The organism is Larkinella arboricola (assembly GCF_003259745.1).
GTDB classification, from domain to species: Bacteria; Bacteroidota; Bacteroidia; order Cytophagales; family Spirosomataceae; genus Larkinella; species Larkinella arboricola.
On record NZ_QLMC01000004.1, the window covers coordinates 560,905 to 584,702 of the forward strand.

Consider the following 23,798-nt stretch of genomic DNA (forward strand, 5'->3'; position numbering starts at 1 on the left):
ATTACGGAAGGGTTAAACTCTCTTCACTGTAAAATTCCTGCCCGTTTTCGGACCAGTTCAGTTGAACGCGCCAGAACCCTTTGGCAAGGCTGGCAGTCGATACCGTAGTCTGATCCGGCTGTAAGGTAACAACCCGGTCCTGGCGTCGGTCGGAGGGGCGGTAAAAGGTCAGTTTACCGTTTGCCAGGGTCTGGGCGGCCCGTGTGATGTGGAGCACTTGCTGATCGGCATCAAAGCGAATTGCGGGCGACTGTGCGAGTTGGGCCGTGCGGGCCATCCGGTTAATCTGCTGCTGATATGCCAGTTCGGTCTGGTAATAATCGTCGCGCACCAGATCAACGCGCTGACGACACATCAGGTAAACCATGCTGCCGATAAACCCGGCAAACACGATGTAAATAAGTATGATAGCTTTTCCCCAGTTCATAATATGCAATGAGTGAATGATGGAATGAGCGAATGATAGAATAAAAGTGAGAATGAGAAAGCGGTGTTATTGATTCACTCCTTCCATCCTTGCCTCCTTATTTTACAGGTCCCAGAAACGTGGTTTGAATTTGATCAACGATTTCGTCACCCGCCAGCACGTCGATGCGGAGTGGGGTGCTATTTTGGCGGATTGTTTTTTCCGGTAACTGGATGAAAAACGACCCTTTAATCAGTTCACCCGCCGGAACCGACGCAATTGGCTGAACAAAACGCAGGGTGGCGCCGGGCTGATTGACCCGAAGCTGAACCGGCATGGGCCGATACGTTTTGTTAATGATTTCGACCAGATACAGGTTGGAAACGTGGCCACCCGGCTCCCGCTGGAACAACTGCCCCGGTGCCCGCAGAACCGTTGCATCCACCACCGGCCGACTAACGAGTAGAAAACCGATCAGACCCAGTAAGGCCACCAATACCACACTATACGCCAGTATACGGCCTGAGAACCGGAACGGTTTTCCTTCTTCAATGCCAGCCTGCGAATCCAGCCGGATCAAACCCCGTGGCCGGTCGATTTTGTCCATTACGCCGTCGCAGGCATCGACGCAGAGCGTACAGTTAATACATTCAAGCTGCGTACCGTTGCGGATGTCGATGCCCATCGGACAAACCTGCACGCAGAGTTTACAATCCACACAATCGCCCTTTTGGGCGTGATGAGTTGACGGGCGCACGCTACTCTTGACGCTTAACTCTTCACCGCCCGACGGCCCGGTCTTAACTCTTTTTCCCCTCGGTTCGCCCCGGATGTAATCGTAGGCAACGAGCAGGGAGTTTTTGTCGAGCAATACGCCCTGAAGCCGTCCGTAGGGGCAAATGGTCGTGCAGACAATTTCGCGCAGCCAGGCAAAAACGAGGTAGAACACCGCCGTAAACACCAGCATCGCCGTCAGACCGCCCAGGTGTTGGGCCGGATCGTCGGTAATGAGCGTTAGCCACTGGTCACGCCCGATCAGGTAGGCCAGAAACGTGTTGCTGATGGCAAATGACATCAGAAAAAAGACGCCGTGTTTGAGGCTCTTTTTGACCACTTTCTCGGTTGTCCACGGTCCGGCGTCGAGCCGTTTGCGGGCATTGTGGTCACCTTCAATCCAGCCTTCAATTTTCCGGAAAACCATTTCCATAAAGATGGTTTGCGGACAGGCCCAGCCGCACCATACCCGCCCGTAGACAACGGTGAACAGGGCGACGAATACGATAAACGTAAGCAGACCGATAGCCACCAGGTAAAAATCCTGCGGCCAGAACATCACCCCGAAGAAGATAAACCGTCGTTCGAGTACGTTGAACAGAAACAGCGGATGCCCATTGACCCACACAAACGGGCCGGCAAAGAGGGCCACCAGTAAGACCACCGCCACAACCGTCCGCCAACGCGTAAACCGTCCCGAGGTGCTGCGAGGGTAAAGCCACCGCCGACCACCCGAAGCGTCGGCGGTAGGGAGCTGGTCGCGAAAGGTTTGCTTTTGGGCGATGGTTGATTCCATTTTGTTACTTGTTTAAAGCCACGGCCTCTGTTGCATCCACCTTGTCGCCCTGCGGTTCTTTCGCCCCGGCGGGGTTTGAGCCTTGCAGCGACAGAATGTAACTGGCAACCTGCTGGACCTGCAACGGGTTCAGTTGTTTTTTCCAGGAAAGCATCCCTTTTTCGGGAACGCCTTCATTGATGACGTGGAAAATCGCTTTGACATCACCGCCGTGCAGCCAGTAGGCATCGGTCAGGTTCGGGCCGACTTTGCCTTCTCCATTGGCACCGTGGCAGGCAACGCAGTTCTGCGCAAAGAGGGATTTGCCTTCGGCAATGCCCTGTTCATCTTTCAGCAGCGTGACGGTATTTTCGTTGATAGACCCCGCCACTCTTTGGATGTATTCTTCGCGCTGTTTGGTAGCAATCGCCATTTCCTGCGTGTATTCCTGCTCCATGATGTTGCCCGTTCCGATAACGTGAAAAACGAGCAGATACACCACAGCTACCCCGATGGAGCCGTAAAACAGCCCCATGAACCAGGGCGGAGTCGGGTTGTCGAGTTCGGTGATACCGTCGTACGAATGTTCCATCACCAGGTCTTTCTCCTGACTCAGGGCGTGCAGGCCCATGATGCGTTGCCAGGTGGTGCGGGTATCTACGGGTTTGGCGGCCGATTCGGGTTCAAGTGCTTTTTTAAGAATGAATGCCAGATTCAGGGCCACCGCCAGCACCGCAATCAGGCCCGCCAGCAAAACCATCGCCAGCGTAAGCAGCAGCAGGTCTTCGCCCGACTTGATGTTCCAGATGGAGGTGGTGGGTGCCTGGGCCAGCAGCCCATTGTTTAGTAAGAAGATCGAATGCATGGGAAGAAGAACGGTTAATCGGTTGACGATTCATCGAGCGGCATCTGGCTCATCTGGCGAATGTATTTTTTATCAACCAGCACCAGATAAAGCCCAACCAGGATAAAAAAGGCGAGGAAGGTGACAAACGAGCCTACCATGTAGACGTCCGCGCCGGGGATTTTGGATATGAATTGCTTGAACATAACTTTTTGAGAGTTAGGAGTGAGGAGTTAAGAATGAAGAGTTAACGTTCATGAGTAACTCATAACTCTTCATTCTTAATTCATGACTCATTTATTGGCTGTTTCCATTTTCTTAATATCCGTACCGAGCCGTTGCAGGTAGGCAATCAGGGCGACGATTTCACGGTCAGGGCTAACCTTGATGCCGTCCTTTGCCAGCCGCTCACTAACCTCTCTTGCCTGTTTTTGAAGGTCTTCGTTGGCCGAACTGATTGCGGCTTCATCATAGGGAACGCCTACTTTTTCCAGCGCCTTCAGCTTGGCCGTTGTGGTGGAAACATCAAGTTTCTGTTCCAGCAGCCACGGGTATGGCGGCATAATGGAACCCGGTGACATCGACTCGGGATCGCGCATGTGGTGGTAGTGCCAGGAGTCGGGGTATTTGCCACCTTCGCGGTGCAGATCCGGGCCGGTGCGTTTGCTGCCCCACAGGAACGGGTGATCGTAGACAAATTCGCCCGCTTTGGAGTAGTCGCCGTAACGCTCGGTTTCGCTGCGGAACGGCCGGACCATCTGACTGTGGCAACCCACGCATCCTTCGCGGATGTAAAGATCGCGCCCTTCTACTTCCAGTGGGGTATACGGCTGCACGGCGGCAATCGTCGGCACGTTGGATTCCACCATGAACGTGGGCATCAATTCCACCAGCGAACCAATCAGAATCACGACCAGTGAACCCAGCAGCAGTGGAACGGGTTTGCGCTCAAACCAGCGGTGCCAGTAGGTATCGTGTCCCGTCGGGGCGTAGGTTTTCGTCAGGGCCGGCGCTTCGGCGGCTTCGTTGGCAACCAGTTTTCCGGCGGCCATTGTTTTGAAGAGGTTATACCCCATCAGAATCGCGCCCAGCAAATAAAACGCCCCGCCTATGGCCCGCATCTGGTGCATGGGCAACAGTTGAATTGTGGTTTCCAGGAAATTGGGGTATTTCAGGACGCCTTCGGGTGTAAATTCTTTCCACATCATGCCCTGTGTAAAACCCGAAATGTACATCGGAATGGCGTAGAACAGGATACCCAGCGTGCCGAGCCAGAAGTGCGTTTTCAGCAGTTTCTGCGAATACAACGGCGTACGGTACAGACGCGGAATCAGCCAGTACAGCACCGCAAAGGTCAGAAAACCGTTCCAGCCCAGAGCGCCGACGTGTACGTGAGCCACGACCCAGTCGGTAAAGTGGCCGATAGCGTTCACATTTTTGAGCGACAATAACGGTCCTTCAAACGTGGCCATCCCGTACGCCGTTACGCCCACCACCATAAATTTCAGGATGGTATCTTCCCGGACTTTATCCCAGGCTCCGCGCAGCGTCAGCAAACCGTTGATCATCCCGCCCCACGACGGTGCAATCAGCATGATCGAAAACACAACCCCCAGTGACTGAGCCCAGTCGGGCAGGGAGGAATATAATAAGTGGTGCGGACCGGCCCAGATGTAGATGAAAATCAGCGCCCAGAAGTGCAGAATCGACAAACGGTATGAATACACCGGGCGGTTGGCCATTTTGGGCAGAAAATAGTACATCAGCCCCAGGAACGGCGTAGTCAGGAAGAATGCCACGGCATTGTGGCCGTACCACCACTGCACAAGTGCATCCTGCACCCCAGCGTACACGTAGTAGCTTTTAAACAGGCTCACCGGCATCTGGTAGGAATTGACGATGTGCAGCACGGCTACTGTTACGAACGTGGCGATGTAAAACCAGATGGCTACGTACAGGTGACGTTCCCGGCGTTTGATGATCGTACCGAACATGTTAATCCCGAAAACCACCCAGATCAGCGTAATGGCAATATCAATGGGCCATTCGAGTTCGGCGTATTCGTGGGAGGTCGTCAGGCCCAGCGGCAGCGTAATGGCGGCTGCAACGATGACGGCCTGCCAGCCCCAGAAGTGAATCTTACTCAGCAGGTCGCTGAACATTCGGGCTTTGCAAAGCCGTTGCAGCGAGTAATAAACGCCCATAAAGATGGCATTCCCGACAAAAGCAAAAATGACGGCGTTGGTGTGCAGCGGCCGAATCCGGCCAAAGGTGGTATACTGGTTGCCGAGGTTCGCCGACGGAGCGAATAACTGGCTGGCGACCAGCACGCCGACCAGCATTCCGACCACGCCCCAGATGATGGTGGCGATGGCGAAGTTGCGGACAATGCGGTTATCGTACTCGAAATGCTCGACAACCGGAGTGGGTTCGGGCTTCGGCCAGATTCGCTGGGGGGGAACGGTGGTAGGCGGTTTTTGCGCGACGTTCATAGTGGTAATAGATAATTATGCAGGTGTATCAGTGGTAGTTGGTTCCTTGTCTTCGAGCAGAATCCGCATCGAGGGTGTGTATAAATCGTCTTGCTGACCGCTGCGCATCGCCCACAGAAAAGCGCCGAAAAAGCCCAGAGCCAGCAGCAGACTAATACCAATCATAAAGAAGATTATATTCATAGCCGTAAGCGTTTGCTGATTCAAAATTGCCGGTATTCCGGGAGGGTGCCTATGAGCTTTGTCAGCCGGTTACCTGACAGAATTCAGCATGCAGAAGGCTATGACAAAACTCAGCCGATGGCCTGATAAGCGTTAGAAATGGGCTGATGAAGAGGGCCTAGCTTTGAGGCCAAATTCAATTTATCCATGATTATCCTCGCTTTCTTTCTCGGCCATTGGTACCTGTCGGTGCTGATGCAGACCCTCTTTCTCCACCGTTATGCCGCCCACCAGATGTTTACCATGAGCAAGGGCTGGGAAAAAGTTTTTTACGTGCTGACGTTCATCGGTCAGGGCTCATCGTTTCTGAGTCCACGCGCCTACGGTATCATGCACCGGCTTCACCACGCCTACGCCGACACGGAAAATGACCCCCATTCGCCCAAGTATTCCGACAATATGATGGATATGATGTGGAAGACCCGGCAGTTTTACAACGACATTCTGAATAATCGCGACAGCATTCCGGCAAAGTTCAAGAAAGGGGTGCCCAACTGGCAGTGGATGGAGCGGTTTGGCGATCGCTGGATGGTGCGGGTAGCCTGGGGAACGGTTTACACCTTATTTTATATACAGTTTGCTACCTCGCCCTGGCTTTTTCTGCTCCTGCCGGTGCATTATCTGATGGGGCCGGTGCATGGCGCGATCATCAACTGGTGCGCTCACCTGTACGGATATACGAACTTCAAAGTGAACGATACGGCTAAAAACCTGCTGCCGTTTGATTTTCTGATGATGGGCGAGTCGTACCACAACAACCACCACAAATTCGGTGGTCGGCCCAACTTCGGCGGTTTCCGCTGGCACGAGTTCGACCCGGCTTATCCGCTGCTCCTGCTGCTCAACAAAGTCGGCGTAATCAAGCTCCGGCTCGGGCGCGACGAAGCGTATATGTAAAGAGGAGTTGCTGGTTAATAGGTGAAGATAGCGACCAGCGTTTGACATACTTGCCGACAGGTAGCATCATCCAGATGTCCTATCCGTTTGACGAGTCTTGATTTATCAACGGCGCGGGTTTGGTCTAAAGCTATCTGCCCATCCTGCCCGGCGAAATGACAATTGACCCGGGTAGGATACCGTTTTTGCGTACTGGTCATTGGAGCCACCATAACTGTATTAAGCCGTTGATTGATCGCGTCGGGCGATACGACCAGACAGGGCCGCGTTTTGGCAATTTCGCTGCCCTGGGTTGGGTCGATTGAAACCAGCCAGACATCAAATCGTTCAATTACCATGTCCACTCTGTTTGGTCAAACTGGTTGGAAGTCCCTTCGAGCAGGTCGTCATCGGGTTGGTCACCGGCCTGAATCGCTTCGTCGAAGGCGGCTTCCCAGCCGTCTCTGGGGTGCTTTTTGATCGCCCGCAGAATTAATGCACCTTCGGCTATTTCAATATCGACGGCCCCCTCAATGCCAGCCTGTTGCAGAACGGTGCGGGGAAGAAGAATACCCTGCGAATTGCCAATCTTACGAATTATCTGTACCATAATCCTTGTCTTATGCTGTTATAACAAAGGTATAACAAATTTATGGTGATGTACTATCCATAAAGCTATTTAACCCGAAGCCGGCGAGGGCACATCAATTTGTCGAAATTGCATAAAGCATTTCGGAGAACACAACCGACAATTGAAACCGCAAATTCGGCAGTTAAGACAAAAAACGGTGCCGGAACACGCCATCAGCGGCTATTTTCGTCAGGTATTCACACGATCAACCTGATGAAAAACTGGCCGCTTACCCTCGCTTTTCTGCTGTTTTCCCTCCCTTTAACAGCCGCCAGTCCGCCCGTTGGTACGGTTTCCGGGCTGGTGAAGGACTCCGCTGGCAAACCGTTGGAATTGGTGACGCTGCTGTTGGTAAAAGCCGGTGATTCTACGCTGGTAAAAGGCGCTGTCAGCGACGCGCAGGGGCAATACACGGTTGAGTCGGTTCCGTCGGGCGAGTACCGGGTAGCGGCTTCGATGATGGGGCATCAGAAAGTCTATTCCGAACCGTTCACCATTGACAGTCAGCATAACAAATACCAGCTTGCGCCCCTCGTTGTTCAGGAAGAAACCCGTCAGCTAGACAAGGTGACGGTGAAAGCCCAGAAACCGTTTATTGAGCAGCACCTCGACAAAACCGTTCTGAACGTGGAGAACAGCATCGTGGCCAGTGGCGGCACGGCGCTGGAAATCCTCGAAAAAGCACCCGGTGTGGTGGTCAATCTGCAATCCGGGCAGATCAGCCTGAAAGGACGCGACAACGTGCTGGTGATGCTCGACGGCAAACCTACCTACCTGTCAACGGCCGAGGTGCTGGAACTCCTGCGGAACACGCCCAGCAATACCGTCGAAACCATCGAACTTATTACGAACCCGTCGGCGCGCTACGACGCGGCTGGTACGGCGGGTATCATCAACATCCGGCTGAAGCGCAACAAATCCGGTCGGCCCCTGAACGGGAACCTGACGGTTGGCACCGGGTATGGTCGTTTTGCCAAATACAACGCGGCCCTGACCCTGAACGCCCGGCCCGGCAAGTGGAGCTTCTTCGGCAATTACGCGATTGATCAGCGCCATTACTGGTCGATGGCTAAAATCGACCGCCGGTTGCAAACCACCACTCCGCCTACCCTCATCCAGCAGGAAAACTACCGGCCTATCCAGAACACAAGCCACACGTATCGGTTTGGGGCCGATTACGCCTTCAGCAAGCGCACCACGCTGGGCCTGCTGGTGAACGGCACGAAGGTCAACGGCGCTTCGCAGGGTGGGGCTACCAGCACCCTTTATCAGTCGGATGTACTGACCTCAGCGCAGCGGACGCAGAACGACAACCAGCGCGACATCAGCCGACTGGCCGCCAACGTAAATTTCCGGCATCAGTTTGATACCACCCGCCGGGGCGGTAAAGGCCGTGAACTGCTTGTGGATGTGGATTATTCCGACGCCAGTTTTCATCCTGACGAGCTGTTCGAAACCCGTTATTTCAACGCCCGGCAGGTGGAAACCGGCCCACGGTCATCTCAACACCTGGACATGGTATCGGATGCGTCCATTCGGGCGGGCAAGGTCGATTACATTCATCCGTTCGATAGGCAAACAACCCTGGAAGCCGGTTGGAAAAGCAGTTACGTGACGCTGAACAACGATCTGCGCGTCGAAACCAAATCGGCCGAAGTGGGGCAAACCGTTCCGTGGCAACTGGATACGGGCCGAACCAATCAGTTTGAATACCGGGAAATCATTCACGCGGGTTACCTTTCGGGCCGCCGAACCTGGACGGGCTGGACGCTGCAAGTGGGGCTGCGGCTGGAGTATACCCAGACCGATGCGCACTCGGTGACAGCCAACAGCACGGTTAGCCGTTCGTACCTCAACCTGTTTCCCAACGTCACACTGACCCGGAAAGTGGGCGAAAATCACCAGTTTCAATATGCGTTCAGCCGCCGGATCGACCGGCCGAATTACCAGTATCTGAACCCGTTTATCCGGGTGTTTGATCCCTATACCTACCAGCAGGGCAATCCGTATCTGAAACCGCAGTACACCGACGCTTTCCAGATTGGATACAGCTACAAAGAAGAAACAACCGTGAGTCTGGGTTACAACCGGACGCGCGACGTTGTGGTTGACATCAACGAGCAAAACGACCAGACCGGCGTGACCCGGATTACATTCACCAACCTGGCCCGGCAGAGCAACATCAGCCTGACTCTGAGTACACCCCTGCGGTTTTCGCGCTGGTGGTCGTCGCGCCATTCGGCGAGTATTTTCCGGGATGCCTACCGGGCCGAACTAGGCGGAACGCCCCTCCATTACCGGCAGCTATCGGCCAACCTCAACAGCAGCCATACGTTTGTATTTGGGCACGGTCTGACGGCCGAACTGACCGCTTCCTATAACTCGCCCTACGTGTACAGCCAGAACCGGATGAAGGCATTCGGGCAGGTGAGCATCGGGGTTCAGAAGAGTTTGTGGCAGAAAAAAGCCGTGCTGCGTTTCAACTGGAACGACCTGTTGCAAACCCAGCGGTTTTACGGCAAGGTCCGGTTTCAGAACATGGATTTTCGCTTTGGCACCTACACCGAAACCCGCGTGGCCCGGCTGACGTTTACCTATAATTTCGGCAACCAGAAGTTGAAAGGAGGGGGCAATCGCCGGACGGTTTCGGAAGACGAACAACGTCGGATGAACTGATCAGTAAAGCCGGTCGTAAACCGTGTAGGTGTGGAAGCAATGCAAGACCACAAACAGGAAAGCCGTTAGCATGAAAATCCAGCGCCTGAACGGCAGGTTGAAATAAAACGATTCGCCGATGAGTCCAATACCGGTGAGCCAGAACAAAGGTGTAAAAGCCGGGGCCATAAACCCCGGCAGGCTCGTACTCCATTGGCTATCCGGAAAATACATCAATGCCAGCCAGGAGGCAAAATAAAGGACCAGACCGGCCAGGTAGCTAAAAAAGCCGACGCCCTGATTTTTGGTTGACGAGCGGATGGGCATGAGCCCTGCCAGAGCGAAAACCAGAATACGGGAGCCGTTTTCACCATAGGTCAGCCAGGCTGGAATGTCGTTCCAGAAGATTTCCGGTTGAAAGACGGCCGGGAGCTGATCCGTCAAAGCCAGATTCCAGATCACGACCGGAATCATCAGCAGGAAACCGTTTCCAACGTAGGGCAGAACCGTTTGGGCCCTGCTCATCCATTTTCGATTTTCTTCCAACGCATTCCGATGGTTGCAATCAGCAGCATCGTGGCCGAGCTGATCGGCATGAGGATGGCGGCCACAATGGGCGAGAGATCTCCCGTCAGGGCATAGGTCAGGCCGATGAAATTGTACAACAGCGACACCACGAAACTGAACCGGATGACCCGCATTCCAAACCGGGTGTAGTCCAGAAACTTCGGTAAGAGCCGCAGGGAAGAAGCTTCCAGAATGGCGTCGCTGGCCGGAGTGAACTGGATGGTGTCGTCGGTTACGGCAATGCCCACATCGGCCTGTTTCAGCGCCCCGGCATCGTTCAGACCGTCGCCAATCATCAGGACGCGGTGCCCCTGGTTCTGCAACTGCCGCACGATATCCAGTTTTCGCTGCGGCTGGCAGTTGAAGGTCATGTTTTCGTGCGAAAACCAGCGGGTTAACTCCGAACGGGCCGCGTTGTTATCACCCGACAGCAGGTACAGGTTGTGGCTGGATTTGAGGGCCGTAAGCATCTCGTCCAGTCCCGGACGGTATTGATTCGGGAAACGGAAACAGCCCCGGTAATTCTGTTCAACCGAAACGTGAACACGCGTCCCGTTGGAATCGGTTTTCGTTTGCGCGGCATTGGTTTGCGGATCGACAAACGCACGCGAGCCGATTTTAACATCCCAGCCATCAACGACGCCCTGCAACCCGCAGCCCGGAATTTCCGTAAAACCGTCAACCGTCAGCGGTTTTGCATTCGCCAGAAGAGCCGCCAGCTTCCGGCTGAGCGGGTGGGCCGATTGCCGCACCAGCGAAGCCACCAGCGACCGTTCGAAATCGGTTATACCGGGTGAAAAATCTTCCACGATTCCGGTGCCGGGTACTTCGCTCACCGGCTCACTTACTTTTTCGCTCTTTATTTCCGTCAGCGTGCCGGTTTTATCGAAAACGATGGTGTCGCACTGCGCCAGCTGCTCGATTACTTCCCCGTTTTTGAGGTACAATTTCCGCTGGCTCAGTTTCCGAAGGCCGTTACCCAGCGCAAACGGATAGGACAGTGAAAGGGCGCAGGGGCAGGCAATGATCAGCACCGCCGTGAACGCGTTGACGGCCCGGGCGGGGTCATGCTGCCAATACCAGTACAGGGCCACCACGGTTGCCAACGTGATGACTGTCAGGGTAAAGTATTTACCGACCGCATCAGCGAACGTACGCATCCGGGTGGTGTCCTGCTTGCGGAAAGCGTCGTTGTTCCAGAGTTGGGTCAGGTAGCTTTGCGACACATCACGCACCACTTCCAGTTCGATGGCTTCGCCAATCTGCTTGCCGCCCGCGTAGAGCAGCGAACCCGGTTTCTGCGTTTCCGGCTCCGATTCGCCCGTAACAAAGCTGTAATCAATCAGGGCCTGACCTTTATACAGCAAACCGTCGGCGGGAATCAGTTCGTGATTCCGAACCCGAATGCGGTCACCTTTCCGGACCTGCGCCACCGGAACGGCGGTTTCGCCTTCCGGTTTCAGAACCGTTACGGCCAGCGGAAAATACGACTTGTAATCCCGTTCGAAGGACAGAAATTCGTGGGTGCGTTGCTGGAACCATTTTCCACACAATAGGAAGAACGTCAGGCCGGTGAGTGAATCAAAATAACCCGCACCGTCGAGAAACAGCACTTCGTAGGTTCCCCGGAAAAAAGCAACCAGAATACCCAGCAAAATGGGCAGGTCGATGTTGATCATCCCTTTTTTCAGACTCGTCCAGACCGACACAAAATAGTCCGAAGCCGAGTAGAACACCACCGGAATGGCGAGCAGCATATTGAGGATGCCGAAATAATTTTTATACGATGGGTCGTCAAGGCCGAGGTATTCAGGAAAGCTCAGCAGCATGATGTTGCCCGAGCAGAAACCCGCCAGCGCCAACCGGTACAGCAACGGACGGTACGACGGTTTTTGTCCTTCCTTCACCACATCGTTCAGGCTGATCAGCGGTTCGTAACCGATGGACGCCAGCAGTTCAACCACCTGCCGGAGCGTAAGCTGGTCGGGCTGGTAGCTGATATGAACCTGCTTTTTGAGGAAATCAACCCGCGACTGCTGAATACCGGGATGAAGGCGGTAGAGGTGTTCGAGCAGCCATAAACACGAGCTACAGTGAATCGTTGGAACGTAAAACGTTACGCGGGCCGCCGTGGTGCTGGAAAATTCCAGCAGCTGGGCGACGATATCGGGGTGATCCAGAAATTCAAGCCGGTTTTTGGGAGTATTGTTCGACTGCAAACTGACGCCCGGCCGATTGCCTTCCTCCAGCGTATAATACTGACAAAGCTGATTCTGTTGCAGGATGCTGTAAACCGTTTGGCAACCCTCGCAGCAAAACGGTTTTTCGTCGTACCGGATTTCGTGCCCGGTGCAATCGTTGCCGCAGTGGTAGCAGCTCGTGGATGAAATCGTTGCCGTACGCATACTTTAAAATTTTACGCAAATTGGTCACACGTCTGTTCTGAAAGGTTGACGATCATCAGCGGACGGCATGAGAGAAGTCAGCGTATAGTTGCCATCCAGTAGCCAATTTTGTCGTGGCCGTAGTGCCTGGGTTAAAACCGCTGGTTTCCTGGGCTTTTCCGCCCAAAACCTTTCACGTTACATGCAGTCATTGATTCAGAAATACAACGTTCCGGGCCCGCGCTATACCAGTTATCCGACCGTGCCGTTCTGGGACGAAACCACCTTCAGTGAAGCCGCCTGGGTGAGCCATTTACAACAGGCGGTCGCTATTACCAACAGCAGCACGGGCCTAAGTCTGTACATCCACCTGCCGTACTGCGAAAGCCTGTGTACGTTTTGTGGCTGCAACAAGCGGATCACCCGCAATCACGGCGTCGAAACACCGTACATCGATGCGGTGCTGGCCGAATGGAAACTGTATTGTGACTTGCTGCCGGAACGCCCGCGCATTGCTGAACTGCACCTGGGGGGCGGAACACCCAGCTTTTTTGCTCCGGAACAACTCCAGCGGCTTCTGGCCGGGATTTTTGAACGGGCAACGCCTACCGAAGCGCCCGATTACGGCTGGGAAGGGCACCCGAACAACACCACCCGTGAGCACTTGCAGGTGCTGTACGATTACGGTTTTCGGCGGGTAAGTTTTGGCGTGCAGGATTACGATCCGACCGTGCAACGGGCTATCCACCGGATTCAACCGTTTGAAAATGTACAGCAGGTAACCTACTGGGCGCAGGAAATTGGCTATACCTCGATCAGCCACGACATTGTATTCGGTCTGCCGTTTCAGACGCCGGAATCCATCACCGATACGTTCAACAAAACGCTGACCCTGTGGCCCGACCGCATTGCGTTTTATTCCTACGCGCACGTTCCCTGGATCAAAGGCAACGGTCAGCGCGGTTTTCGGGATGAAGATTTGCCAACGGGTGAACAGAAACGACTGCTCTACGAAAAGGGCCGCGATTTACTGGAAGGCGCGGGATACGTTGAAATTGGTATGGATCACTTTGCGTTACCGCACGATGCGCTCTACAAAGCCCTGCACAACGGCACGCTGCACCGGAATTTTATGGGTTACACCACAACCCAGACGCGGGTACTGATTGGCCTTGGGGCATCGTCCATCGGGGATGTCTGGTCGGCGTTTGCCCAGAACGAAAAAGACCTGGATGCCTATTTAAACCGGGTGCAGGCGGGTGAATTGCCGCTGCTGCGCGGCCACGTTCTCGACGATCAGGACCAGTTTCTGCGCCGGCAGATTCTGAACATCATGTGTCAGGGCCAAACCCGGTGGCCAATTGATCGGTGGTCGGAAAACGAGTGGGCGGAGTTGAGTGCCCGACTGGAAACGTTCCAGCTCGACGGTCTGCTCAGGTATGACACCAACGGTTTGCAGGTGTTTCCCGAAGGGCGGCCTTTTCTGCGGAACATCTGCATGGCGTTTGATGCCCGGCTGAACCGCGCGCAACCCCAGACGCGGCTGTTCTCGCAGACCGTCTGACCGCAGACGGTCTGAGCAGAGGGTCTGTGCGGTTTTTATTCGGTCCATCTGCAACTTTTCATCCCGGAAAGCAGTCTTAGAGGTAAACTCAACGTTTGCGGGATGAAAAATTTGCTACTTCTACTTCTTTTGCCCTTCCTTTCCTGTCAGGACGAACCTACCTGTGAAAAAACAGACGACGAAGCCACGGGCATCATCATTGGCGTTTTGTCCAACCGCGTCGCGCTTGATCCGGCGGCTGGCGACCTGGGTAGGGAGGGAATCCGGATTTCGACCTCTGAAGACTACCAGCGGCTTTTTGCCAATTGCTGCAACGGTCATCTGGGAGCGGTCAATTTCAACGAGAGTGATGTGCTGGGCCTATCGACCGTGAACCGTGGGTGCAGCAGCAGTTACCAGCGGAATGTCCGGCGCGACGACGCCAACAAACGGATTGTTTACACCGTTACCGAACTGTATTGCAAGCAATGCTCACCCACCGATGGGCAGGGGAATTTTGTTATTATTCCCAAAGTGCCGGGCGGGTACACGGTGGAATATGTCAGGAAGCAGTGATAAACGGGTAACGCCTTACTCCGCATTTTCAAACAACTCCACGTTCGTTACCGCCCACTCGCCCGCAATCATGGGCATACCGCGCAGCACTCCGCGGTTGTTGGTGCAGATCAGGTATAGATCGCCGGACTGAAAAATGGCCACGATGGTTTCGCCGGAGGTTTCAGACGGTTTGCCCACGGTTTCGGTCAGGCTAAAGCCGTTGTCGTCAAACGTAATGGAATAAATGCGCTGGTCAGTGGTTTCGTACCGGTGTTTCAGCATGGATTTTCGCAGAATACCGTATACTTTTTCGGCTTCTTCCGGATTTTTGGTAGCGGGAACAAAGAATTTCATCAGAATTTAAATCGGTTTAACCCACATCAGCGTGTGGCGGTCCTGATCGACAAAGCCGAGCGACTCGTATAACTGTCTGGCGCGGGTGTTGTATTTTTCGGTTTGCAAAAGAATCGTCGATACGCCCAAGTGACCCGCCAACTGCTGAACCCCGAGCAGCACCCGCCGACCCAGTCCCGAGCCCCGGTGCGCTTCTTCCATAAACAGCTCGTCTACCAGTGCGGTTTTACCCCCAAACTCGAACGCAAAGCCGTACGTCAGCGCCACGTAGCCCACCGCCTGCCCGTTCTGCCCAACCAGCCAGAGCGAACCCAGCGCCGGATTTTCCAGCACAGCCCGGATGAGGCTCTGCCGGAGCGACGCGTCGAACGGATAGTCAAAATGACGGCAAAACGTTTCCATCATGCGCAGTAACGCATCGGCGTCGGCGGTGGTTTTAACCGGCCGGATCAGATCGGTAGCGGGCTGATTTGTCTCCAAGGGAATCGATGAGTGCGTTAAAATACGGCAAAGTTTAAAAAACTCACTTTTTTTCTTGACTCTCCCCTTACGTCATAGCCTACATTTACAGCGTCAAGCTTAGTAAGGTAGTGATTATGAGAACGTATTCCGTTAAAAAGCTGGCGAGTCTGGCGGGTGTGAGCGTGCGCACGTTACACCACTATGACCGCCTGGGATTGCTAAAACCCTCCGTTCGCACGGAAGCCCGGTACCGGCTGTACGGCGAAAAAGAGCTAATCCGGCTCCAGCAGATTCTCTTTTACAAGGAACTGGATTTTCCGCTTCTGGAAATCCGGCGGGTGCTGGAAGATCCCAGCTTTGACCTGGTAACCGCTCTTCAGAGTCACAAAACCGCGCTGCGCGAGCGTCGGGACCGACTCACCACCCTGCTGGGCACGATTGACAAAACCATTTCAAAACTAAAAGGAGAACAAACCATGTTAACGGACGAAGAATTGTATGCCGGTTTTCCGAAAGAGCAAGCGGAAGCCTACCGACAGGAAGCCGTTGCAAAATACGGTGAAAAGGTCGTTGAAGAATCAGAAAACAAACTCCGCCACCTGACGAAAGCGGAATTTGAGCAATTGAAAGCCGAGGGGGAGGCTATTTACCGGACGCTGGGCGGACTGATGCAGAAAGACCCCGCCGATCCGGTGGTGCAGCAGCAGATTGCCCGGCATTTTGCCCTGATTAAAGCCATGTGGGGGCCATCCGTCGGCAACGGCGATACGATGGGTGCATACCGGGGGTTGGCACAATTGTACGTCGATGACCAACGCTACACCAGCCAGAACGGCCAGCCCAATCCCGACTACGCGCAATTCCTGAGTAAAGCCATGATTCACTTTGTGGATTCGCAAAAGGGGTAGGGAGAACCGGGCAGCGGGGACGGCATCAGCCCGAACCCGCTGCCTGCTTTGCTACGGCTTATCAAAAAACTGCCGCATGAACTGCAACTGGTAGGGCAGGGCGTTGTTCCAGTAGGGCCAGTTGTGGGCACCGGGACGCGTAATGTAATCGTGGGCAACGTTCATGTCCAGCATTTTCTGGTGCAGGTTGTTGTTGACCCGGAAGAAGAAATCTTCCGTTCCGCAATCGATAATCAGGGCCAGCGAACCCGGCGTAAGCAGGTGGAGCATATTAATGACGGTATTCTGCTCCCAGCGGTCGGGATACTGTGCGTACGGACCAAGCTTTTTCGCCATGTCCCAGTTGTTGGGAAAAGGCCGGATATCGACGCCCCCGCTCATGCTTCCGGCGGCCCCAAACACGTCCTGGTGTTTGAAGGCGAGGTACAACGCTCCGTGTCCGCCCATGCTGAGGCCCGTAATGGCCCGGCCTTTACGGTTTTTGATGGTCTTGTAATGGCTGTCCACCCAGTTCACCAGCTCCGTCGCCACGTAGGTTTCGTACCTGGAGGTCGGGTCGGCGGGGCTGTCGAAATACCAGCTTGAGTAATTGCCGTCCGGGCACACAATGATGGTCTGAAACGTATCGGCGGCTTTGTGGACGGCGGGTGCTTTCTTGACCCAATCCGCATAATTGCCGCTGTAGCCGTGCAGCAGGTACACCACCGGAAATTCCTGCCCGTTTGTATACGAATCCGGCGTCAGCACCACGGCTTTGATAGTTTTCTTCATGGACGGGCTGTAAGTCTGAACGGTATCAATTTTGGCCGCCCAGACCAATTGACAGGCAAAAACGAGAAAGGTTAGGAGGCAGACAATGCGGTTTGCTGGCATAAGGTTATTTCAGAAAAGAAATGCGGTTTGGGGTATAATGTGTCTGGAACAGGGTGCAAAATAAAACCATTTCCAAACTTTTTGTATCTTCAGGGTCGCATTCCTCTTCAAAACAAACGCATGAAATCGATTTTCTTTCTTGGCCTGCTGACCACCAGCACCGTTCTGGCGCAACTCCCGGCCAAGCGCCCCATGCAGCCGTCCGACATTCTGAGACTGCAAAACATCGCGGACCCGCAGGTGTCGCCGGATGGTGCCTGGGTGGCCTATACACTCTCGTCGGTAGACAAGGAAAAAGACAAACGGAATACCGATCTCTGGATGATTAGCTGGGACGGTAAGGAGTCGGTCCAACTGACCAGTGGCCCCGAGAGCGAGTCGTCGCCCCGCTGGAGTCCGGACGGACGGTATCTGTCGTTCGTAGCCACCCGTAATGGCGACAAAGACAGCCAGTTGTGGCTCCTCGACCGGCGCGGGGGCGAAGGCAAAAAGATCACCGAACTCAAAGGCGAACTGGAAGAATATGAATGGGCGCCCAACGGCAAAACCCTGGCGCTCGTGATTCGGGATAAGGATTATTCGGATTCGGCCAAAACCAAAGTCCGGACGCCCTACGTCATCGACCGGTATCATTTCAAAGAAGACCGGAAAGGCTATCTCGACCGCCGGGCCGCTCACCTGTACCTGTTCAATGTTGAAACCCGCAAACTGGATACGCTGACCACCGGCACGTTCGACGAAACCTCGCCGGTCTGGTCGCCCGACAGCAAGCAGATTGCGTTTGTCAGCAACCGGACGGCGGACCCCGACAAAAACGAAAACACCGATCTGTTCGTGATCGACGCCCGGCCGAAAGCCACGGCAAAACAACTGACCAACTGGGCCGGTTACGACCGCAGCCCGGTCTGGAGCCCCGACGGTTCGCAGATTGCCTACCTTCGTTCGACGGCTTCGAGCCCTTTTATTATGTACGACCAGCCTATTCTGACGGTTATTCCGGCTACGGGTGGTGAACCTAAATTGCTGTCGGTTACCCTGGATCGGCCCGTGCGTAACCCGCGCTGGGCACCCGACGGAAAAACGATTGCGGTGCTGGTGGACGACGACCGCCGGACGTATGTAGGTGCGTATGATTTGATCAGTGGTAAACTGGACAAACTGGCCGGGGGTGATTGCGCGTACGCCGGTCTGGAATCAAATCCGAAAGGCGGCTGGGCTACGCTCATGAGTAAACCGCAACTGCCGGCCGAGATCTACGTGGTCGAGAACGGCAATGCGCGTCGGCTGACGACTATTCAGGATGCTTTTGTGGCTCCCTTGCTGCTGGCGAATGTGGAAGGATTTACCTCACGCAGCAAAGACGGCACCCAGGTATCGAATATGCTGTTCCGGCCCGCTCATGTTCCGGCGGGGCAGAAGCTGCCCACCATTCTGTTCATTCATGGCGGACCGGTGGGGCAGGATAATTTCGGTTTTGACCTGTCGCGGCAACTGCTGGCGGGGGGCGGTTACGTCGTAGCGGGTGTCAATTATCGCGGCAGCAGCGGGCGCGGGCTAGCGTTCTGCAAAACGATTTACAGCGATTGGGGCAATAAGGAAGTGGTTGATATTCTGGGCGCGACGGATTATCTGGTCGCCAACGGTATTGCGGACCCGGCTAAACTCGGTATCGGTGGCTGGAGTTATGGCGGTATTCTGACCAACTACACCATCACAACCGATCAACGGTTTAAGGCAGCCGCCAGCGGGGCCGGAAGCTCATTGCAGATCACGATGTACGGTTCGGATCAGTACGTTAACCAGTACGAAAATGAACTGGGACTTCCCTGGAAAAATACCGAGAAGTGGCTGAAGGTTTCGTACCCGTTTCTGAAAGCCGACCGCATCAAAACCCCGACGCTTTTCATGGGTGGGGAAAAGGACTTCAATGTGCCCATTGCCGGGAGCGAGCAGATGTACCAGGCGCTGAAGTCGCTGGGCGTGCCAACGCAGCTTATCATTTATCCGAATCAGTTCCACGGTCTTTCGGTGCCGACCTACCAGGTTGATCGCTTTGACCGGTATTTAAAGTGGTTTGATCATTATCTAAAATCGTCAGTAGCGGTTTTAGAGGCTACAAAACCGTAGGGCTTGTCAGACAACCGATTGACATTTAAAAAGATAGGGTTGTAACTGTTTGGTTCCATAAGCTAGAAAATAGTATTTCATATGAAATAATTTCGTGTAATTACATTCGAATTGGAAAGCAGGTGCGTATCCTGCCCGCTAAGCGAATGAAGAACAGACGTATTTGGGGAATATTTCTGCGAAAACCGACAGTCGGCGAATGGCTTATCTTTGCCATGAGCTTAACGCTGATCTTCTTTGCGGCCATGCCCAGGAGGCCCCTGATGGTGTACCAGGTATCGGGGGCCATATTATGCGTGTGTTTTTTTGGGCTTTTTGTGCGGGAGGGGCAGAGCGAAACACCCCGGTATTTTTATAAATGGCTCTGGGCGTTGTTTGGCATTGTTAAAGTAAACGCCAAGATCGTTGGCGAAATTTTTACGGCCCAAACCTGGCAACTCTTCGACGTGGTTCTCATTGTGGTTCTGCTCCGCTCCATCCATACGTACAACCGGGAAAACAACCGGCAGCCCCTGTTTTTTCGCCGACCGACCAATCAGTAACCGTACCAGTCGCCCCACCACCGCTGCAATTGTTTGCGGATTTCGTTTTCGCGGGCATTCTGGCCGGGTTCGTATAATTTCGTGCCTTTCAGTGCGTCGGGCAAAAAGTCCTGGGGGGTAAAATTGCCTTCGTAATCGTGGGCGTACTGGTAATTCTGACCGTAACCAATCTGCTTCATCAGTTTGGTTGGCGCGTTGCGTAGGTGCAGCGGTACGGGTTGATCGGCGGTTCGTTCGGCCAGGGCCATGGCTTCATTGATAGCCACGTAACTCGCGTTACTTTTGGGCGAAGTCGCCAGATAAACCGCCACTTGTGACAGCACGATCCGGCATTCGGGAAAACCGATGGCTTTGACGGCCTGCATGGCGTTGGTAGCCATGATAATGGCCGTGGGGTTGGCGTTGCCGATGTCTTCCGACGCCAGAATCAGCATCCGGCGGGCAATGAATACGGGGTCCTCACCGGCTACGAGCATCCGGGCCATCCAGTAGAGGGCTGCGTTGGGGTCGCTGCCACGCAGGGATTTGATAAAGGCCGAAATGATGTCGTAATGCTGTTCGCCGGATTTGTCGTAGCGGGCAATCTGCTGTTGGGCCACGCTTGTCACCAGTTCGTCGTCGAGGGTCATTTCCTGGTTATCCGGGCGGGACATGACCACCATTTCCAGCAGATTCAGGAGTTTACGCCCGTCACCTCCCGAAAGCCGCATGAGCGCATCGTACGACTGGATGGTAATCTTTTTCTCTTTGAGGTAACTGTCTTTCTGAAGCGCATTGTCCACCAGTTGCTTCAGTTCATCGACCCCGAGTGATTCCAGAACGTATACCTGACAACGTGACAAAAGGGCCGAATTGACTTCGAACGATGGGTTTTCGGTGGTGGCGCCAATGAGCGTAATGGTTCCTTTCTCAACGGCTCCCAGCAAGGCGTCCTGCTGGTTTTTATTGAAGCGGTGAATTTCGTCGATGAAAACGATGGGCGGAAACAAACCCGAGGGGCGGCTCAATACGTCGCGCACTTCCTTAACACCGGAGCTGATGGCGCTCAGGCTATAAAACGGCCGTTTGGTTGCTTCCGCAATCAGTTGGGCCAGCGTAGTTTTGCCCACGCCCGGCGGCCCCCATAAAATCATCGACGGTATGCGGTTCGATTCGACTGCCCGGCGCAGGGCGCTTCCGGGACCAATCAGCTTTTTCTGGCCAATAACATCGTCGAGGGTGCGCGGACGCATCCGTTCGGGTAGGGGCGTGGTAATGGGGTTCATGCAGAATTTGCCGTTTGAAGGTTACCAAATCAGGCTGCAAAGGTAGACAACCTGACTGGGTAAACTTCAAACGGCCTGCAATAGTTAAAGCCACCGAGGGATTACAACACCACTTTTTCCGGCGAAATAGATTTTTTGAGATTGGTCAGTGCGCCAAAAATCAGGTTGTAAACCGACTGGATATTGATCTTCATCAGCGACGAAATCTCTTCGTTGCTCAGATTCTGATAATACCGCAGATACACGGCTTCGCGCTGACGGCGGGGGAGTTTTTCAATGGCCTTGGCTACGCAGGAGTTGACGTGATCGTCTTCCTCAAACGAAATCAGGGTCGATTCGTAGGAAGGAGCGCAGCCCGGGAGCCACTCACGGTCGTTTTCAACATCGTCCTGACTGCTGAACTTCAATTCGGCGTTCAGATGGCGAACCAGCTTGCGCTTGATGGAAGCCATCAGATAAAACCGGACGGAAGTGGTCTGGCCAATGGTTTGCCGGTGTTTCCACAATTCGACAAACAGGTCGTGAATACAATCCTTGATTAAGGCACGATCGGCAGTAAAGTGAGCGCAGTAGTGGTAAAGCACCTGCACATATTCCTTGTAAAGCCGTGCGAAGGCTACTTCATCGCCACTCCGGAACTGGTCCCAGAGTTGCTCTTCGTCTATACCGGACGGGGTGCGGTAACGAGGCATAATGATGGTTTAGGATGGGGTCTATACTAGGCACTCATAGTAAGGAATGTAAACTTATTAACAAATGTTGTTAATAAAAAAGGTTAATGCATTTTTTTACAAAAACTTGGTTTAATAGGATTATTTTTATTTTAGTATGCGTGCATACGGAATCCGTCCTCAGGGAGCCAAAAGGGAGGTGAATTGGAAAGTTTGCCCGTCAAACAAGCCTTTGTCACTGAGTTTGAGCGAGGGGATCACGAGCAGGGCCATAAAGGAAAGTGTCATGAAGGGCGAGGTGAGCGTGCTGCCCAATTGTTCTTTTACAAAGCGGTCAATGGCGGTATACTGTCTGGCTACGGTATAACCGTCGGCGTCGGTCATCAGACCCGCGATGGGCAGGGGCAGCAACAGGTGATGATCCGGACCGGCCACGGCGCTCAAACCACCCCGGGCTTCAACGACCAGATTAACAGCCCGACAAAGGCTTTCATCGTCGCAGCCAACCGCAACAATGTTATGCGAATCATGCCCGACGGAAGAAGCGATGGCGCCTTTTTGTAAACCGAAATTTTTGATAAACGCCAGCGCGGGTGCAGCATCCTGATAGCGGTTAACAACGGTTATTTTCAGAATGTCACGCGTCACATCGGCAACAATCCGGTTTTCGCGGGTCATCGGCGGCAGGAGCAGCTTATTGGTAATCAATTGCCCGTCAAGTGCTTCAATAACCTGGAGTTGGCCGGAGGTTGTACTGTCTGCCAAAACATCAAAATCCGACGGCTTTTTCGGCAGGCAGTTAAACTGGTTAACGTGTTCACTGCGCAGGTCTGGCAGGGAGGAAATACCGTTCTCGGCCACAACGGCCCCATTGATGACGGTTTTCAGAATGGTGAATTCATTCAGATCCTGCACCAGAATAAAGTCAGCGGGGTCACCTTCCCGCAACAGCCCCACCGGCAGCCGGTAATGCAGCACGGGGTTCATGCAGGCCGCCCGCAGGACGTTAAAAATATCGTGCCCTTTCGCTAGCGCCCGTTTGACCAGCAGGTTGATGTGGCCTTCAATCAGGCTGTCGGGGTGTTTGTCGTCGGAGCAGAACATAATTTTTTCGGGAAACTCGGCCAGCAGCGGAATCAGCGCTTCAAAGTTTTTGGCCGCGCTGCCTTCCCGAATCAGGATGTTCATGCCGCGCTGGGCTTTGTCTAGCCCTTCATCGTAGGTAAAACATTCGTGGTCGGTGCTCATCCCGGCATCAATATACCGCTGAGCGTCGTTGCCCCGCAGACCGGGTGCGTGCCCGTCAATGGGTTTGTTAAACGCATTGGCCAGCATGATCTTAGCCATCACCTCCGGGTCCTGGTTCAGCACGCCCGGGAAATTCATCATTTCGGCCAGATACCCAATTTCTTTCAGGCCCAAAAGCCGCCGGATGTCCCGCACCCCGATGGTGGCCCCGGCGGTTTCGAAGGTCGTTGCCGGTACGCAGGAAGGGGCGCCAAAGCAGAATTTAAAAGGCGTGCGTTTTCCATCGGTAATCATGTATTCCACCCCGTCGACACCGAGTACGTTTCCGATTTCGTGCGGATCCGATACCGTTGCCACCGTGCCGTGTTCCACCGCCAGCCGGGCAAACTGGGCGGGGGTCAGCAGCGAGCTTTCAATATGAACGTGCGCATCAACAAAGCCGGGGAGCACATACGGTTCGCCCGGACGCTCCGGACCCAGTTCGTCAATCTGGTGAATTCGTCCCTGCTCGATGGTCAACTGGCTGAAACGGATGGTGCGGTCGAAAAGGTTAAGGAGATTGCCGGAAATTTGCATGAATAGGTAAAGAATCTTGCTTTTTTTCTTTCAATATTAGTGATA

The 23,798-nt window shown here is 54.1% G+C and carries 23 protein-coding genes; 7 read left to right on the forward strand and 16 right to left on the reverse strand.

The features are described 5' to 3' along the window. Position 1 precedes the first annotated feature (1 nt). The 6 genes from LX87_RS18000 to ccoS form a co-directional block, all read right to left on the reverse strand. Positions 2-427 (reverse strand): FixH family protein, encoded by a 426-nt coding sequence (locus LX87_RS18000; protein ID WP_111629644.1) that lies wholly within the window; start codon positions 425-427, stop codon positions 2-4. Positions 428-524: 97 nt separating this feature from the next. Continuing rightward, positions 525-1,976, reverse strand: coding sequence for a cytochrome c oxidase accessory protein CcoG (ccoG, locus tag LX87_RS18005; RefSeq protein WP_111629645.1), 1,452 nt, complete (start codon positions 1,974-1,976; stop codon positions 525-527). 4 nt (positions 1,977-1,980) lie between these two features. Continuing rightward, positions 1,981-2,820, reverse strand: coding sequence for a cbb3-type cytochrome c oxidase N-terminal domain-containing protein (locus tag LX87_RS18010; protein ID WP_111629646.1), 840 nt, complete (start codon positions 2,818-2,820; stop codon positions 1,981-1,983). A 14-nt stretch (positions 2,821-2,834) separates the two neighbouring features. Then, positions 2,835-3,005, reverse strand: coding sequence for a hypothetical protein (locus LX87_RS28825; RefSeq protein ID WP_170139386.1), 171 nt, complete (start codon positions 3,003-3,005; stop codon positions 2,835-2,837). 87 nt (positions 3,006-3,092) lie between these two features. Next, on the reverse strand, positions 3,093-5,291 hold the full coding sequence (ccoN, locus tag LX87_RS18015) for a cytochrome-c oxidase, cbb3-type subunit I (protein ID WP_111629647.1): 2,199 nt from the start codon (positions 5,289-5,291) through the stop codon (positions 3,093-3,095). A 15-nt stretch (positions 5,292-5,306) separates the two neighbouring features. After that, a complete protein-coding gene (gene ccoS / locus LX87_RS18020) occupies positions 5,307-5,474 on the reverse strand; it encodes a cbb3-type cytochrome oxidase assembly protein CcoS (RefSeq protein ID WP_111629648.1) in 168 nt (55 codons plus the stop codon). A gap of 186 nt (positions 5,475-5,660) precedes the next feature. Here ccoS and LX87_RS18025 point away from each other — a divergent pair, with 186 nt between their 5' ends. Beyond that, positions 5,661-6,410 (forward strand): acyl-CoA desaturase, encoded by a 750-nt coding sequence (locus tag LX87_RS18025; RefSeq protein ID WP_111629649.1) that lies wholly within the window; start codon positions 5,661-5,663, stop codon positions 6,408-6,410. 14 nt (positions 6,411-6,424) lie between these two features. On the opposite strand, the gene LX87_RS18030 is transcribed toward LX87_RS18025, so the two are convergent. Together LX87_RS18030 and LX87_RS18035 are read right to left on the reverse strand one after the other, a co-directional pair. Then, positions 6,425-6,748: a type II toxin-antitoxin system PemK/MazF family toxin gene (locus LX87_RS18030; protein WP_211325327.1), complete on the reverse strand. Its 324-nt coding sequence runs from the start codon at positions 6,746-6,748 to the stop codon at positions 6,425-6,427. Then, positions 6,742-6,999: an AbrB/MazE/SpoVT family DNA-binding domain-containing protein gene (locus LX87_RS18035; RefSeq protein WP_111629651.1), complete on the reverse strand. Its 258-nt coding sequence runs from the start codon at positions 6,997-6,999 to the stop codon at positions 6,742-6,744. The genes LX87_RS18030 and LX87_RS18035 overlap by 7 nt, the downstream gene beginning before the upstream one ends. Positions 7,000-7,233: 234 nt before the next feature. Between LX87_RS18035 and LX87_RS18040 the strand changes: the two genes are divergently transcribed. After that, positions 7,234-9,696, forward strand: a complete 2,463-nt coding sequence (locus LX87_RS18040; RefSeq protein WP_146624500.1) for an outer membrane beta-barrel protein — start codon at positions 7,234-7,236, stop codon at positions 9,694-9,696. On the opposite strand, the gene LX87_RS18045 is transcribed toward LX87_RS18040, so the two are convergent. Both LX87_RS18045 and LX87_RS18050 read right to left on the reverse strand, forming a co-directional pair. After that, positions 9,697-10,200 carry a hypothetical protein gene (locus LX87_RS18045; protein ID WP_111629653.1) on the reverse strand — a complete coding sequence of 168 codons (504 nt, stop codon included), beginning with the start codon at positions 10,198-10,200 and terminating at the stop codon, positions 9,697-9,699. Next, a complete protein-coding gene (locus LX87_RS18050; RefSeq protein WP_111629654.1) occupies positions 10,197-12,647 on the reverse strand; it encodes a heavy metal translocating P-type ATPase in 2,451 nt (816 codons plus the stop codon). Before LX87_RS18050 ends, LX87_RS18045 begins: the two co-directional genes overlap by 4 nt. A 181-nt stretch (positions 12,648-12,828) precedes the next feature. Here LX87_RS18050 and hemN point away from each other — a divergent pair, with 181 nt between their 5' ends. Together hemN and LX87_RS18060 are read left to right on the forward strand one after the other, a co-directional pair. After that, positions 12,829-14,190 (forward strand): oxygen-independent coproporphyrinogen III oxidase, encoded by a 1,362-nt coding sequence (hemN, locus tag LX87_RS18055; RefSeq protein ID WP_111629655.1) that lies wholly within the window; start codon positions 12,829-12,831, stop codon positions 14,188-14,190. Between the two features lie 102 nt (positions 14,191-14,292). Next, the gene (locus LX87_RS18060; protein ID WP_111629656.1) at positions 14,293-14,745 is read left to right on the forward strand and encodes a hypothetical protein; all 453 of its coding nucleotides are present in this window, start codon (positions 14,293-14,295) and stop codon (positions 14,743-14,745) included. A 15-nt stretch (positions 14,746-14,760) separates the two neighbouring features. Here the strand turns inward: LX87_RS18060 and LX87_RS18065 are convergent, their stop codons facing one another. Continuing rightward, entirely contained in the window at positions 14,761-15,081 is a 321-nt protein-coding gene (locus LX87_RS18065) for a hypothetical protein (protein ID WP_111629657.1), read from the reverse strand. A gap of 6 nt (positions 15,082-15,087) precedes the next feature. Further along, positions 15,088-15,561, reverse strand: a complete 474-nt coding sequence (locus tag LX87_RS18070) for a GNAT family N-acetyltransferase (RefSeq protein ID WP_170139387.1) — start codon at positions 15,559-15,561, stop codon at positions 15,088-15,090. A gap of 116 nt (positions 15,562-15,677) precedes the next feature. Here LX87_RS18070 and LX87_RS18075 point away from each other — a divergent pair, with 116 nt between their 5' ends. Next, positions 15,678-16,451, forward strand: a complete 774-nt coding sequence (locus LX87_RS18075) for a MerR family transcriptional regulator (RefSeq protein ID WP_111629659.1) — start codon at positions 15,678-15,680, stop codon at positions 16,449-16,451. Positions 16,452-16,502: 51 nt separating this feature from the next. Here LX87_RS18075 and LX87_RS18080 read toward each other — a convergent pair whose 3' ends face one another. Further along, complete coding sequence (locus tag LX87_RS18080) at positions 16,503-17,324, reverse strand: alpha/beta hydrolase (RefSeq protein ID WP_111629660.1); 822 nt, start codon at positions 17,322-17,324, stop codon at positions 16,503-16,505. Positions 17,325-17,444: 120 nt separating this feature from the next. Here LX87_RS18080 and LX87_RS18085 point away from each other — a divergent pair, with 120 nt between their 5' ends. Both LX87_RS18085 and LX87_RS18090 read left to right on the forward strand, forming a co-directional pair. Next, the gene (locus LX87_RS18085; RefSeq protein ID WP_111629661.1) at positions 17,445-19,451 is read left to right on the forward strand and encodes an alpha/beta hydrolase family protein; all 2,007 of its coding nucleotides are present in this window, start codon (positions 17,445-17,447) and stop codon (positions 19,449-19,451) included. Between the two features lie 146 nt (positions 19,452-19,597). Beyond that, positions 19,598-19,993, forward strand: a complete 396-nt coding sequence (locus LX87_RS18090; protein WP_146624501.1) for a hypothetical protein — start codon at positions 19,598-19,600, stop codon at positions 19,991-19,993. On the opposite strand, the gene LX87_RS18095 is transcribed toward LX87_RS18090, so the two are convergent. The 3 genes from LX87_RS18095 to ade form a co-directional block, all read right to left on the reverse strand. After that, positions 19,987-21,258: a replication-associated recombination protein A gene (locus LX87_RS18095; protein WP_111629663.1), complete on the reverse strand. Its 1,272-nt coding sequence runs from the start codon at positions 21,256-21,258 to the stop codon at positions 19,987-19,989. The genes LX87_RS18090 and LX87_RS18095 overlap by 7 nt on opposite strands. 101 nt (positions 21,259-21,359) lie before the next feature. Then, a complete protein-coding gene (locus LX87_RS18100; RefSeq protein WP_111629664.1) occupies positions 21,360-21,950 on the reverse strand; it encodes an RNA polymerase sigma factor in 591 nt (196 codons plus the stop codon). Positions 21,951-22,109: 159 nt separating this feature from the next. Further along, positions 22,110-23,753: an adenine deaminase gene (ade, locus tag LX87_RS18105; RefSeq protein WP_111629665.1), complete on the reverse strand. Its 1,644-nt coding sequence runs from the start codon at positions 23,751-23,753 to the stop codon at positions 22,110-22,112. Positions 23,754-23,798: the final 45 nt, after the last annotated feature.

Bases quoted from the DNA above. Each gene is read 5' to 3' on its own strand.
- ade (WP_111629665.1), bottom strand. From the start codon at position 23,753: ATGCAAATTTCCGGCAATCTCCTTAACCTTTTCGACCGCACCATCCGT.
- LX87_RS18095 (WP_111629663.1), bottom strand. From the start codon at position 21,258: ATGAACCCCATTACCACGCCCCTACCCGAACGGATGCGTCCGCGCACC.
- LX87_RS18060 (WP_111629656.1), top strand. From the start codon at position 14,293: ATGAAAAATTTGCTACTTCTACTTCTTTTGCCCTTCCTTTCCTGTCAG.
- LX87_RS18010 (WP_111629646.1), bottom strand. From the start codon at position 2,820: ATGCATTCGATCTTCTTACTAAACAATGGGCTGCTGGCCCAGGCACCC.
- LX87_RS18080 (WP_111629660.1), bottom strand. From the start codon at position 17,324: ATGCCAGCAAACCGCATTGTCTGCCTCCTAACCTTTCTCGTTTTTGCC.
- LX87_RS18025 (WP_111629649.1), top strand. From the start codon at position 5,661: ATGATTATCCTCGCTTTCTTTCTCGGCCATTGGTACCTGTCGGTGCTG.
- LX87_RS18100 (WP_111629664.1), bottom strand. From the start codon at position 21,950: ATGCCTCGTTACCGCACCCCGTCCGGTATAGACGAAGAGCAACTCTGG.
- LX87_RS18035 (WP_111629651.1), bottom strand. From the start codon at position 6,999: ATGGTACAGATAATTCGTAAGATTGGCAATTCGCAGGGTATTCTTCTT.
- ccoS (WP_111629648.1), bottom strand. From the start codon at position 5,474: ATGAATATAATCTTCTTTATGATTGGTATTAGTCTGCTGCTGGCTCTG.
- LX87_RS18085 (WP_111629661.1), top strand. From the start codon at position 17,445: ATGAAATCGATTTTCTTTCTTGGCCTGCTGACCACCAGCACCGTTCTG.
- LX87_RS18050 (WP_111629654.1), bottom strand. From the start codon at position 12,647: ATGCGTACGGCAACGATTTCATCCACGAGCTGCTACCACTGCGGCAAC.
- LX87_RS18030 (WP_211325327.1), bottom strand. From the start codon at position 6,748: ATGGTAATTGAACGATTTGATGTCTGGCTGGTTTCAATCGACCCAACC.
- hemN (WP_111629655.1), top strand. From the start codon at position 12,829: ATGCAGTCATTGATTCAGAAATACAACGTTCCGGGCCCGCGCTATACC.
- LX87_RS18000 (WP_111629644.1), bottom strand. From the start codon at position 427: ATGAACTGGGGAAAAGCTATCATACTTATTTACATCGTGTTTGCCGGG.
- LX87_RS28825 (WP_170139386.1), bottom strand. From the start codon at position 3,005: ATGTTCAAGCAATTCATATCCAAAATCCCCGGCGCGGACGTCTACATG.
- ccoN (WP_111629647.1), bottom strand. From the start codon at position 5,291: ATGAACGTCGCGCAAAAACCGCCTACCACCGTTCCCCCCCAGCGAATC.
- LX87_RS18040 (WP_146624500.1), top strand. From the start codon at position 7,234: ATGAAAAACTGGCCGCTTACCCTCGCTTTTCTGCTGTTTTCCCTCCCT.
- LX87_RS18045 (WP_111629653.1), bottom strand. From the start codon at position 10,200: ATGAGCAGGGCCCAAACGGTTCTGCCCTACGTTGGAAACGGTTTCCTG.
- LX87_RS18075 (WP_111629659.1), top strand. From the start codon at position 15,678: ATGAGAACGTATTCCGTTAAAAAGCTGGCGAGTCTGGCGGGTGTGAGC.
- LX87_RS18090 (WP_146624501.1), top strand. From the start codon at position 19,598: ATGAAGAACAGACGTATTTGGGGAATATTTCTGCGAAAACCGACAGTC.
- LX87_RS18065 (WP_111629657.1), bottom strand. From the start codon at position 15,081: ATGAAATTCTTTGTTCCCGCTACCAAAAATCCGGAAGAAGCCGAAAAA.
- ccoG (WP_111629645.1), bottom strand. From the start codon at position 1,976: ATGGAATCAACCATCGCCCAAAAGCAAACCTTTCGCGACCAGCTCCCT.